Origin of the sequence: Deinococcus yavapaiensis KR-236 (assembly GCF_003217515.1) — a bacterium.
Taxonomy (GTDB): domain Bacteria; phylum Deinococcota; class Deinococci; order Deinococcales; family Deinococcaceae; genus Deinococcus_A; species Deinococcus_A yavapaiensis.
On the sequence record NZ_QJSX01000003.1, the window covers coordinates 205634 to 218425 of the forward strand.

Sequence of the window (12792 nt, forward strand, 5' to 3'; positions counted from 1 at the left end):
TCAGTCACCGTGAACCTCCACGTTCGGTCGAAAGCTTCGAATTTGTGCCCACACCTCGTCGACTTTCGTGGGCATGATCACCACGAGGTCGCCCGGGCGACCGAGGCGCAGCGTCTCCTCGACGGCGTCTTGCTCCTCCAGCACGAGGCGTAGGTGCTCTTGCTCGCTGCCCGCCGAGAGCGCTCCTTCGCGCAGCAAGTCCATCACTTCGCCTCTCGGGCGACCGCGTCCGTCGGGCCCTTCGCGAAAGACGATCTCGTCGAAGGTTCGCGCGGCGATCGTGCCGACTTCCCGAATGTCGTCGTCTCGGCGATCGCCCGGCACGCTCACCATGCCGATGAGACGACCTCCCGGCGTGCGCAGGCTGTGCAGCAACTCGCGCTGCGCTTCGAGGCTCGCCGGGTTGTGGGCGTAGTCGAGCAGCACGCGGAAAGGCAACTCGTCGAAAAAGTTCAGGCGGCCCGGGTTCTGCTCGAACGACGACGTGAACGTCGACAGGCCGCGCCGCACGACGTCGAGCGCGAGGCCTTGCCCGACGCACATCGCGGTCGCGGCGAGGGCGTTTTCGACGTTGAAGCGCGCGAGGCCCGCGAGGGTCGCCGGGATGTCGCACACGCTCATCAGGACTTCGCGCTCTCCGTGTCGGTACACGACGATGTCCTCGCCTTCGCGCACCACGGCGAGGCCTCCTTGCTCGATGTGGCCGCGCACGATGTTCGCGTCGGGCCGCTGCGAGAAGAACGCCACGCGTCCGCCCGCTCGCCGCGCCATTCTCACCGTGTGAGGATCGTCGGCGTTGAGAACCGTGCAGCCGCGTCGCCGCACCGCCCGAGCCACGAGGCTCTTGGCCCACGCGAGTTGCTCGAGCGTCAGGATGCCGCCCAGACCAAGGTGATCGGCCGAGACGTTGAGGACTCCTCCGACGTCGGCGAAATCGTATCCCAGGCCTTCGCGCAGCATGCCGCCGCGCGCCGTTTCCAGCACCGCCACTTCCACGAGAGGATCGCGCAAGACGATTCGCGCGCTTTTCGGCCCCGTGGCGTCCCCGGTCGTGACGCGCTCGCCGCCCACGTACACGCCGGTCGTGCTCGTGAAGCCCACGATCTTGCCGCTCGACGCGTACACGTGCGCGATCATCCGAGCGGTCGTGCTCTTGCCGTTCGTGCCCGTCACGGCCAAGATCGGGATGCGGCCGGGCTTCAGGAGGTCCAAGACGGGCTTCGCGACGTTTCTGGGCGTGCCCTCGCTGGGCTGCAGGTGCATGCGAAAGCCCGGCGCGGCGTTCACTTCCACGATGCCGCCCCCCGTCTCGCGTACGCTGCGCGTGATGTCGGGCGCGAGGAAGTCGATGCCCGCGACGTCGAGCCCCACCGCGAGGGCCGCGCGGCGCGCCATCATGGCGTTCTCGGGATGCATGGCGTCCGTCACGTCGATCGCCGTGCCGCCCGTCGAGAGGTTCGCCGTGCCGCGCAGACGCACGTGCCGTCCCGCCTCGGGCACGTCTCGAAGGCTCAGGCCCTGCTCGCGCAGCAACTCGCGTACCGAGCGGTCGATCTTGATTTTCGTCATGACCTGTTCGTGCCCGTCGCCGCGCCGAGGATCACGGTTGACTTCGTCCACGAGTTCTTGGACCGTGCGCGTTCCGTCGCCGACGACGTGCGCCGGGACGCGCCGTGCCGCCGCGATAACTTGACCGCCCACGACGAGGATGCGGTGGTCGTCGCCCACGAAGAACTGCTCCACGATGACGCTCGGCGAGACGCTCGCGGCGAGCTCGAAGCCCGCGCGCACTTCCGAGGCGTCCTTGAGATTCACCGAGACGCCCCGGCCGTGGTTGCCGTCGAGCGGCTTCGTCACGACCGGGAATCCGAGGCGACTCGCGGCCCGCACGGCTTCCTCGACGTCCTTGACGACGACTCCTCTCGGAACGGGCACGCCAATGTCGGCCAGCAAGCTCTTGGTGAGGTTTTTGTCGCCCGCCGCCGTCACGCCGAGGTGCGACGTGCCCTCGGTGATGCTCGCGCGAATGCGCTTCGCGGCCCTGCCGTACCCGATTTGCACGAGGCTGAACTCGTCGAGGCGCATTACGGGCAGACCGCGCCGCCGCGCTTCCTCCACGAACGACATCGTCGTCGGGCCGAGGCTCGTGCGGCGCACGAGCTTCCTCAAAGCCGTCAAGCCCGACTCGAAGTCGAACTCGGCGGAGAGCGCGTCGTCCTTGCAAATCATGTCGAGGCCGCGCACGCCCGCGAGGTCGCTCGGCAAGAGGCTGTTCACGAGTTGCAACGCGAGACGGCCCGCCATGAGGCCCACGCGCTCGTCTCGGTACTCGAACATGACGTTGTACACGCCGGGTCGTTTGGGCACGCTTCGCGTCTTGCCTTTGTGCACTGTCGTTTCGCCCGCGAGCGTCTGCAACTCCAGCGCGACGTGCTCCGTGACGTGCCCGAGCCAAGTTCCGTCCCGCAAGCGTCGCTCGAAGCCGCCCGGCACGCCGAGCGAGCAGTGATGCTGTCCGACGCTCGGCAGCAAGGTCAACAGGCGTTCCGTGAAACCGTCGATGGTGTTCGACGGTCGTTGCTCCAGCGGCCCGAGGTCGAGCATGAAGCGCACCATGGGACGCAAGCTGTAGATGTTCGGGCCACGGTACACGCCGCGCTCCAAAACGCGCATCATCGAAAACCTCCGAGTTCGAACGAGAACATTGCACCGAGGATAGAAGGAGCGCCGCTCGAACCGCACGAAAACGCTGTTTGCGCGATCCTTAATGCAAGGTGGGCTTCATGGGTTCGGAGGTACAGGCCTTGTCGAGCATGAAGCGAAGTTCATCTTTGCTGAAGCGCTTCGGAACGAGCTTCACGCTCAGGACGTCTTCTCGAAGAGGCTTGAAGCCGAAGTCGGACTTCAAGACGAGGTCACGCGTCTTCGTGAAGCCCAACGTGAACGTGACGCGCAGCGTGTACATCTCGCTGAGCAAGGCCTTGAGAAGCTCCGAGTCGCCCGCCGCGAGGGCCACGAGCGCCGAGTGCGCCACCATGCCCTCGTCGACTTCCAACCTCGCCTTGTCGACGTCGAGAAGACCGCCCGCGCCGCGCAACTCGTAGCCCTCGATGCGCCGCCGGCATGTTTCCTCGTCGTCACCGCGCGGCACGGTGACGCGCCGCCCCGCGCGCTCGGCGAAGTCGAGGTACGACCAGAAGCGCTTCAAGGACGAGTAGCCTTCCAGCGTGACGTACCCTGCGGGCTTGAAGGGCAGCGGCTTCGACGGGCGCACGCTTCGAGTGTACTCATGGCGATCGGATTTCGTCTTTACACGACAATCATTCGGTTCCTTGGCGCTCAGACGAAGCGTCTCTTCGCGCGTATCAAGAAGCATGACCCAGCCGCACGACCTCATGTCGCTCATGTCACGTCTCGACATGCAAAAGCTCGCTCAAGTCGCTTCGAAGGTGGACTTGCCCGCTCTTCTGGAGGCGGCGGCGAACCTCGACGAGTCGCAGCTCAAGCAGCTCACGAAGCTGCTGCAAGGCGGTGGGAATCGCAAGGCGGCGAAGCTGCCCGAGCCGAACGGCGACTTCTTCGACATCGCCGGGACGCTCACCGAGCGTCAGCGAGACATTCAAAGGCGCGTGCGGCACTTCATGGAAACGGAAGTCGCGCCGATCGCCAACGAGTACTGGAGCCGCGACGAATTCCCGAAGCAGCTCATCCCGAAGTTCCAAGAGCTGAATCTCATTCGCGAGATCTACGACGAGACGGGAAGTCGCCGAGAAGACGCGTCGGTCGTGGAGGGCATCGTGACGATGGAGATGGCGCGCGTCGACGTTTCCACCGCCACCTTCTTCGGCGTGCATTCCGGACTCGCTCTCGTCAGCATCGCGCTCGGCGGCAGCGAAGAGCAAAAGCGCGAGTGGATTCCCAAGATTCTCGATATGAGCGTCATCGGCGCCTTCGGCCTCACCGAGCCCGACGTGGGCAGCGCGGCGGCGGGCGGCCTCACCACGACTTGCAGGCGAGAAGGCGACACGTGGATCCTCGACGGCCAGAAGAAGTGGATCGGCAACGCGACGTTCGCGGACTTCGTCGTGATTTGGGCGCGTGACGTCGACGACGATCAAGTCAAGGGGTTCATCTTACGCACCGACAACCCGGCGTACCACGTGGAAAAGATTCAAGGCAAGGTCGCCCTTCGCATGGTCGAGAACGGCTTGATCACCTTGCGAGGCTGCCGCGTCCCGGAATCGGACCGCTTGCAGCAGGCGAACAACTTTCGCCTCACCGCCGACGTGCTTCGCGCGACCCGCGCGGGCGTCGCGTGGCAAGGCGTGGGCTGCGCGATGGGCGCGTACGAGAAAAGCTTGAAGTACGCGCAGACCCGCGACCAGTTCGGCAAGAAGATCGCGAACTTCCAACTCGTGCAAAACCTCCTCGTGCACATGCTCGCCAACGTGACCGCCATGCAGACGATGTGCCTGCGCCTTTCGCAACTGCAAGACGCGGGACAGATGCGCGACGAGCACGCCTCGCTCGCCAAGGTCTACACCGCCGCCACGTGCCGCGCGACCGTCGCCCTCGCCCGAGAAGTACACGGCGGCAACGGCATCCTGCTCGAACACCACGTCATTCGTTTCTTCATGGACACCGAGGCGATCTACTCTTACGAAGGCACGAACGAAATCAACACCCTCGTCGTGGGACGAGCGATCACGGGATTCAGCGCGTTCGTGTGAACGCGCGAAGGAAGGAAGGGCCAGTCGCCCTTCCTTCCTTCGCTTGGAATTCGGAGGTCAGTTGTTCGAGGTCGTTCTCGCCGCGCCGACTTCGTACACCGCGCGCCACGCTCGGTAAGCCGTGCTGACCTTGTCGGTGCGCGTTCCCGTGACGTCGTTGATGGTTCGGGTGATGTAGAGGTTGTAGCCGTCTTGCGCCCAATCGACTTGACGGCGCACGCCGGGAGCGAGCGAGGGATTGACGATGTACTGCGGCGCCGGGGCGGGCGTGCGCGAAAGGATCACGGCGGGGGAGACGCTCACCGTGCGCGTTTGCGGCACTCCGTACAGCCGTACTTCCAGGGTGCTCTTCTGGTCGTCGTTGACGGTGCGGATGAGCAGGGGGCCGCCCGTGTCGTTGGTCATGCGCAAGTCCACGCCGGGGTCGTACACCGCCGCCTCGAAGCCGACGTTCGGCTCGTAGTACCCGACGCGGTACGCGTGCTGATTGCGCTCCACGATCGGCAGACCTGCCGTGTACAACGCGCGGAAGGCCGTCGTGCTGACTTGACACACGCCGCCGCCGAGACCCGCGACGGTGCGCCCGCCGCTGATGACGAGACCGGAGACGAAGCCCGCGTCGTCCGTGATGTGCCCCACGGCATTGAGGAAGCTGAACTCGCCGCCCGTCGGCACGACGAGGCCGTCGAGCTTGCCCGCCGCGACGGCGACGTTCGTGCGGCGCGCGCGACTCGAGCCGTAGTACGTGGATTTCCCGACGGCGACGAGGGTGAGCTTCTTCGGGTCGGGCAGCGACGCGGCCTTGAGCGAGGGCTTCGTGACCTCGCTGGGAAAGGTGACGCTGCGAACCGCGGCGTCGAGCACCGCGTCGGAGAGAAGTCGAACGGACTCGTCGTGCAACGCCGAGAGCCCCTCGCGCTCGGGCACCTTGACGAGCTTGCCGTTCTTGGCGCTGTAGCGCGCCTCCTGGACGGGCGTGCCGACTTCGAGGTCGGCGCGCTTCACGGCGTCCTCGATGGTCTTGGCGTCCAGCTCGATGCCCGCGCGGCGCACCCAGTAGAGGTTGGCGACTTGCAAGGGCGAGAGCGTGAGGCTGTTCTTGGCACCTTCGAGCTTCAGCGTGAGCGGCCGCATCAAGAGGTTGCCCTCGTCGACGCGCGGTTGCAGAGCGCTCGCGCGAACGCTGGCCGGAAGCGGTGCGAGCGGCACGCTGACTTCGGTGGCGTCCGGATTCTTGGCGTACGTGCCCACGGCGGAGTTCACGTCGGGCTTCACGCCCGATTCGTCGGGACGCACGGCGTAGCGCGCCTTGTCGAAGACGATGGCGGCGTCCTTCGGGCTTTTGGCGAGGTCGGCGGTGAAGTCGGCGAGGTACGCCCGGGCGGCGCGATCGTCGATCGTCGCGGCGAGCTTCGGCGTCTTGGCCTTCTGATTCGTGACGGCGTCGAGGACGCGCGTCAGCAACGTTCCTTGCACGTCTTGCACGTTCTTGAGGGTGCCGTCGACGTCCACGCTCCAACCCAGGACGTCGGCGGACACCGTGGTGGTTCGGCTGCCCGCTCGCACGGTGACGAGGGGAGCGGCGATAATTGCGCTTTTCAGGCGGGCGCGAGCTTGATCCAACGTCAAGCCGCCGAGGTCGACGCCCGCGACGGCCGTGCCCGCCACGAGAGAACCGCTCGGTTGCGAGGCGACGAGGCCCAAGGCGCTGCCAGCCAACAGGATCGGGACGAGGAAAAGCGCCGTGCGGCGGCGGCGGCCTTGAGGCTCGGGAAAGCGAACGTCCATCACGCCTACTCTAGCGTCCCGACCGCTCGCGTTCCTGAGTGTTGCGGGGATGACACCTCACGGGGGCGGATGCGTTACCATAAGCAGAACGAACGTTTGCTCGTCCGAGGTGCCTCATGTACGAACTCACCGCCGATCAACGCGTCATCCTCGACGCCCTCAAGAGCTTCCTCAAAAACAAAGTCGCGCCCGGCGCCGCCGAGCGCGATCAAACCGGCGAGTTTCCCCTCGACATCGTCCGCGAGCTCGGAGAGATGGGCGTCATGGGCGCCCAGACGCCCGCCGAGTACGGCGGAAGCGAGCTCGACACCGCGACCTTCGCGATGATCGTCGAAGAGATCGCCGCCGTCGACGGAAGCTTGTGCCTCACGGTCGCCTCGCACAACTCGCTGTGCCAAGGTCACATCCTGATCGGGGGCACCGACGCCCAAAAAGCGAAGTACCTGCCCGACCTCGCCGTCGCCAAGAAGCTCGGCGCGTGGGGGCTCACCGAGCCCGGCAGCGGTTCCGACTCGGGCGGCCTCGCCACGAAGGCCGTCGAGCAGGCCGACGGCTCGTGGGTGCTCAACGGCGCGAAGAACTTCATCACGCAAGGCTCCGTCGGCGGCACCTACGTCATCCTCGCCCGCACCGACCCCGCCCGCCCAGGCCGCTCAAAGAACGACGGCATCTCCGCCTTCGTCTTCAACCGTGACGAAGTCGAAGGCTTCTCCATCGGCCGCAAGGAAGACAAGCTCGGCTTGCGCTCCTCGGACACCGCGCAGCTCATTTTCGAGGACATGCGCCTTCCGGCGGACGCCTTGCTCGGCCAGCGAGGCCGCGCCTTCAAGGACGTCATGAAAGTCCTCGACGGCGGCCGAATCGGCATCGGTGCGATGGGTCTCGGCCTCGGACGCGCCGCCTTCGAGTTCGCCGCCAAGTACGCCACCGAGCGCGTGCAGTTCGGCCAGCCCATCGCGCTGAACCAAGGCATCGGCTTCAAGCTCGCCGACATGGACACGAAACTCGAAGCGGCGCGCCTGCTCATCGGCAAGGCCGCCGACCTCAAGGACGCCGGGAAGGACTTCACGGTCGCCGCCGCGCGCGCCAAGCTCTTCGCGACCGAAGTCGGCGTGCACGCCTGCGACGAAGCCATCCAGATCCTCGGCGGCTACGGTTACGTCAAGGAGTACCCCGTCGAACGCTTCTGGCGCGACAACCGCCTCACGCGCATCGGCGAAGGCACCTCGGAAGTGCAGCGCCTCATCATCTCGCGCGCGATCGTCGCGAAGTACCAGCAGGAAATGGCGACGGCGTAACGCCGTCGCTCCATCCGCCTCGCCCTCGTCTGCAACGACGAGGGCGATTTTTGTTCGTTCTTCGCCCGCCCCCTTTCCCGCCATGGGAAAGGGAGCCTGGGGTGAGTTCTCAGTACCGCGTCAAGCCCGCGAGACCGCCCATCTCCTTGACGAGCTTTTGCGCGTGTTCGCCGCGCACGCGCCGCACGTCCACGCCGAACATGTCGACGAACTCGGGCAGGCACTCGTCGAGGGCCACGCGTTCCATCAAAGAGTCGTCGAGCGGGCTGTGCGCGATGTTCTTGCTGGTGTAGTACGGCACGTCGCGGTTGTGGCTCTTGTAGATGTGCATGTTCGAGCCGTCCTCGGGAATCACCAGCAGATAGATCTGGTTTTGCTGAATCATCTCCAGCACCCGCTCGACTTCCATCACGCCCTTTTCCTGAATGCGGTCGAGCAACTCGCGCTCTTCGCGTTCGCGCAGTTCCTCCACCATCGGCGTGACGCGCTCCAGGATCTGTGCCGGGTCCGCCCAGCCCGCGCCCGCGCTGACGTTCGTCTCGCCGATGATTTCGATCGGCGCCTTCTCGGGCACTTCACCCTTGAACTCGGCGAGGCGGTGCACGGGTCCCACGAGGACGAGGTGCTTCAGACCGCGGCGTTGCATGAGCTTCACGAGTTGCTCGGCGGTCTCCTTGTAAAAGCGCTGCGCGATCGCGTCCTCGCGCGCTTCGAAGAGGTCCACGCCCGAATCGCTGCGCGGCCCGCTGCCCGGTTGGCCACGGCCCGCGCCGCCCGAGCCTTGCACGCCCGGCACGTGCCGCGTGGAGGACGTCAACGTGTCCCAGTTGTCCGTGTCCGTCAGGCGAACGTTCTCACGACGGCGAATTTCGCTGAGTTCGCCTTGCTCCCACACGAAGAAACGCGCCCACTCTCGGTCCACGCACAGCACTCCGACCGACGGCATCATCTCCAAGATGTTCGCGATCATCGACTTCAAGGGCCGACCGTAGTGGAAGCGCTCGGGCAAATCGACTTGCACGTCGTACCGCTCGAACATGTCCTCGGCGACGACGTACAAAGCGCTCTTGCCGTACGCCTGCCGTGATTCCTGCAAGTCGTCGAGAACGCGGCTCGCGATGGTCGGCGGCACGCCCGCGTCGTTCATCATGACCTTGGCGCGCACCATCAGGCCGCTGCCCTCGTTGTCGACGACGGCGGGGTTGTCGTTCACGACGGCCATCAGGACCATCTTGTCTTGAGGAAGGTTCTTGATACGTTCGATGTCTTGTTGGCTCAGCATGCTCGTCCTCCTGATCGAATGTGCTCTCATTCTTGAAACGCGACTTCCCGATACGGCACAGCTTTGAGTGAAGTGTCGTTGAGGGTACGGCGTCGAAGGGGCCGCTCGACCTTCGCTCGCCTCCGGCGTAGGCTGGACGCGTGAACGCCGAGCCGTCCCCGACCGCGCTGCCCCTTCGTGACGCTCGCCGCACGATGCGCCTCTCGATCTTCGAAGGCGCCTTCGCGATGTTTTTCATCAACTGGACGTCCGGCAGCGTTCTCACCGGTTGCGCGCTGTACCTCGGGGCGGGCCCGCTGGCCCTCGCGCTCGTCGCGAGTTTGCCGCAACTCGCGCAAGGCGCCGCGCCGCTTTTCGCGTGGCTTGCCGGGAAGCTCGGACGCCGCCGCGTGGCGGTCGCCCTCGCCGCGTTCGGGCGCGGTTTGTGGTTGCTCGTGCCGCTCTTGCTGCTCGCCCCGATGCCGAAGGAGGCGAAACTCGCCGCGATCCTCGGCGTGCTCGCCGTGTCGAACGTCTTCATCGCCGGGAACGGCACCTTGTGGCTCGCGTGGATGGGCGACGTCGTTCCCGAAGGCGTGCGCGGCCGATACTTCGGAACGCGCAACGCCCTCATGGGCGTGGTCGGCGTCGCCGTGAGCTTCCTCGGAGGCACTTGGCTCGACCGCGTCCCGTCGCCGCTGGACTTCACGGTGCTGCTGAGCCTCGCCGTCGTGATGGGCGTCGTCGCGAGCATCGTCTTGAGCTTTCACGCGCATCCGAGAAGCGACCGCGAGGCGCTCAAGATGCGCGCCGCGTTCGCCGAGCCGCTTCGAGACCGCAACTTCCGCCGCTTGCTGGCCTTCGCGGGGTACTGGCAGTTCAGTGTTCTGCTCGGCGGAGCGTTCGTCGTGCCGTACTTTCTGTCGCACCTGCGCATGACCTTCACGCAAATCGCCGTGTGGGAAGCGATCTCGGCCTTCGCGACGCTCGCGATCGGTCCGTGGTGGGGACGCGTCGCCGACCGCGTGGGCCACCGACCCGTGCTCGCTTTCACGACCTTTCTGGCGGGCACGTTGCTGCCCTTGTCGTGGATGCTCGCCTCACCGCAGCACATCTGGCCGATCTGGCTCTCGGCGGTCCTCAACGCCCTCGTGTGGAGCGCGATCGGGCCGGGCGTGTTCAACTTGCTGTTCGCGTCGGTGCCGCCCGCCACGCGCACGTCTTTCGTGGGCGTGCTCGTCGCCGTGATGGGGCTCGCGGGCTTTCTCGGCGGGGTGCTCGCGGGACCGTTGCTGTCCTTGTTCGAGCAACTCACGTTCGACGCCGGGTCGTTCGTGTGGACCCCGTATCACTGGTTGTTCTCGCTGTCGGCCTTGCTGCGCGCGGGCGCTTGGCTGCTGCTTCGCCGCGTTCACGAGGAAAAGGCGTGGCGCACGCGCGACTTTCTGCGCGGGTTGGTTCCCTCGTGACGCCGTTTTCTTCAAGGATTCATGCTCTTCATGAACCTGTGACTCCTGTAAAACATGTGCTACACTTGCGCCCGAAGGAGGTCTTCCGCTTACACAATTCTCAGGGGAAGCGCAAGGTCCAGCTCCTCGCTGGATGACGAGGTGGAGGTGATCGAGCATCTGCGGATGCCTCCAGGGTCGCATCGGACCCTCCCCGCACGAAGACTCGTGCAAGCCCAGCCATAAGCGTCGAGCGGCAACGCTCCGATAAAGCTCGGCACGATGCGAACAGAACGGACTGGCGGTCCGCGAGCCAATTCAACGAATCCCCCTCGGGGGAGCCTTTCTTCTTTCATCTCCTCGATCACGCCTGTCGTCAGCACGGACGCCGCGAGATCAGAGGGATCTGGAGCAACAACATGTGTGGAATTGTAGGTTACGTCGGCTTCCGCAACGCCCGTGACGTCTTGATCGACGGGCTCGCCAAACTCGAATACCGCGGCTACGACAGCGCTGGCGTCGCCGTGCGAACGGACGCGGGCCTCACCGTCCGCAAAAAGGCGGGCAAGCTCGCCTTCCTCGTCGAGGAACTCGCGCAAGAACCCGTTTCCGGAACGCTCGGCATCGGGCACACCCGCTGGGCGACGCACGGCCTTCCGAACGACCGCAACGCGCACCCGCACGCCACGGAAGACGGACGCATCGTCATCATCCACAACGGCATCATCGAGAACTACCTGACGCTCAAAGAAGGCCTCACCGAGCGCGGCCACTCCTTCAAGTCCGAGACGGACTCCGAAGTCCTCGCGCACCTCATCGAAGAGAAGTACGAAGGCGACCTCGAAACCGCCGTCCGCGCGGCCCTCGCCGAAGTGCGCGGTGCGTACGGCATCGTCGTGACGCACGTCGACCACCGTGAAATCGTGGCGGCGAGGACCGTGAGCCCGCTCGTGATGGGCGTCGGGGACGGCGAGATGTTCCTCGCCAGCGACGTGCCCGCCTTGCTGCCGTACACGCGCCGCATGGTGTACCTCCACGACGGCGACATGGTCGTGCTGTCCGAAGACGGCTACCGCATCACGAACCTCTCGGGCGAACGACAGTCGCGTGACGTCGTGCACATCGACTGGGACGCGGAAGCGGCCGAGAAGGGCGGCTTCGACACGTACATGCTCAAGGAGATCCACGAGCAACCCCAAGCCCTCACGAACACCTTGATGGGCCGTCTGCACGACGAGACGGGCGAAGTCGACCTCGACATCGCCCTCGATCCGGCGTGCTTCGAGCGCATCCAGATCGTCGCGTGCGGCACCGCCTTCTACGCGGGCTTGGTGGGCGAGTACCTCATCGAGCAACTCGCCCGCGTGCCCGTCGAGGTGGACGTGGCTTCCGAATATCGTTACCGCGCGCCCATCGTCGACGAGAAGACCCTCGTGATCGTCGTGTCGCAATCCGGCGAGACGATCGACACCCTCGAAGCGCTTCGTGAAGCGAAGAAGTTCGGCGCGAAGACCCTCGGAGTCATCAACGCCAAGGGCTCCTCGATGACGCGCGAAGTCGACGACGTGCTGTACATTCACGCGGGTCCCGAGATCGGCGTGGCGAGCACGAAGGCGTACACGAGCATGGTCGGCGCGATGCTGCTGCTCGCCTTGTGGCTCGGTCGTGCGCGCGGCACCTTGAACGCCGAGAAGGGCGCGGAGCTTCTGCACGGCGCGCGCGAGCTTCCGCGCCTCGTCGAGGAGGCCCTCTCGCCCGAGCGACTCGCGAACATCGAGCGGATCGCCGAGAAGTACAAGGACGCGCGCGACTACCTCTTCCTCGGGCGCGGCGTGAACGCCCCGACCGCGTTCGAAGGCGCGCTCAAGCTCAAGGAGATCAGCTACATCCACGCCGAGGCGTACGCCGCCGGCGAGATGAAGCACGGCCCGATCGCCCTCATCGACGAGAACTTGCCCGTCGTCGTGGTCGCCACGAAGAGCTTTTTGCTGGAGAAGACCGTTAGCAACATCCAAGAAGTTCGCGCCCGCAAAGGCCGCGTGATCGCCCTCGTGTCCGACGGCGACACCGAGGCGTCACGTCACGCCGACGACGTGATCTTCGTGCCGCAAGCCGACGAGTACGTCAGTCCCGTCGTGAACGTCGTCGCCTTGCAACTTCTCTCCTACTACACGGCGACGCTGCTCGGCAAGGACGTCGACAAGCCTCGCAACCTCGCCAAGAGCGTCACCGTCGAGTAACACCCCTAAAAAGCACTCGACGCGGGG

At 65.5% G+C, this 12792-nt stretch carries 8 protein-coding genes; 4 read left to right on the forward strand and 4 right to left on the reverse strand.

The window, feature by feature from the left end; genetic code table 11:
- Both cphA and DES52_RS05200 read right to left on the reverse strand, forming a co-directional pair.
- The gene (gene cphA, locus DES52_RS05195) at positions 1 to 2676 is read right to left on the reverse strand and encodes a cyanophycin synthetase (RefSeq protein WP_245900724.1); all 2676 of its coding nucleotides are present in this window, start codon (positions 2674 to 2676) and stop codon (positions 1 to 3) included.
- Positions 2677 to 2764: 88 nt separating this feature from the next.
- The gene (locus tag DES52_RS05200) at positions 2765 to 3274 is read right to left on the reverse strand and encodes a hypothetical protein (RefSeq protein WP_110885850.1); all 510 of its coding nucleotides are present in this window, start codon (positions 3272 to 3274) and stop codon (positions 2765 to 2767) included.
- Positions 3275 to 3374: 100 nt separating this feature from the next.
- On the opposite strand from DES52_RS05200, the gene DES52_RS05205 reads away from it, so the two are divergent.
- Positions 3375 to 4730: an acyl-CoA dehydrogenase family protein gene (locus DES52_RS05205; RefSeq protein WP_110885716.1), complete on the forward strand. Its 1356-nt coding sequence runs from the start codon at positions 3375 to 3377 to the stop codon at positions 4728 to 4730.
- 57 nt (positions 4731 to 4787) lie between these two features.
- Here the strand turns inward: DES52_RS05205 and DES52_RS05210 are convergent, their stop codons facing one another.
- Positions 4788 to 6518, reverse strand: a complete 1731-nt coding sequence (locus DES52_RS05210; RefSeq protein WP_110885717.1) for a VanW family protein — start codon at positions 6516 to 6518, stop codon at positions 4788 to 4790.
- A 116-nt stretch (positions 6519 to 6634) separates the two neighbouring features.
- On the opposite strand from DES52_RS05210, the gene DES52_RS05215 reads away from it, so the two are divergent.
- Entirely contained in the window at positions 6635 to 7816 is a 1182-nt protein-coding gene (locus DES52_RS05215) for an acyl-CoA dehydrogenase family protein (RefSeq protein ID WP_110885718.1), read from the forward strand.
- A 109-nt stretch (positions 7817 to 7925) separates the two neighbouring features.
- On the opposite strand, the gene DES52_RS05220 is transcribed toward DES52_RS05215, so the two are convergent.
- Entirely contained in the window at positions 7926 to 9098 is a 1173-nt protein-coding gene (locus DES52_RS05220) for a VLRF1 family aeRF1-type release factor (protein ID WP_110885719.1), read from the reverse strand.
- Between the two features lie 140 nt (positions 9099 to 9238).
- Between DES52_RS05220 and DES52_RS05225 the strand changes: the two genes are divergently transcribed.
- Together DES52_RS05225 and glmS are read left to right on the forward strand one after the other, a co-directional pair.
- Positions 9239 to 10546, forward strand: coding sequence for an MFS transporter (locus tag DES52_RS05225; RefSeq protein ID WP_245900726.1), 1308 nt, complete (start codon positions 9239 to 9241; stop codon positions 10544 to 10546).
- Positions 10547 to 10944: 398 nt separating this feature from the next.
- The gene (gene glmS / locus DES52_RS05230; RefSeq protein ID WP_110885720.1) at positions 10945 to 12765 is read left to right on the forward strand and encodes a glutamine--fructose-6-phosphate transaminase (isomerizing); all 1821 of its coding nucleotides are present in this window, start codon (positions 10945 to 10947) and stop codon (positions 12763 to 12765) included.
- The last annotated feature ends 27 nt before the right edge of the window (positions 12766 to 12792 follow it).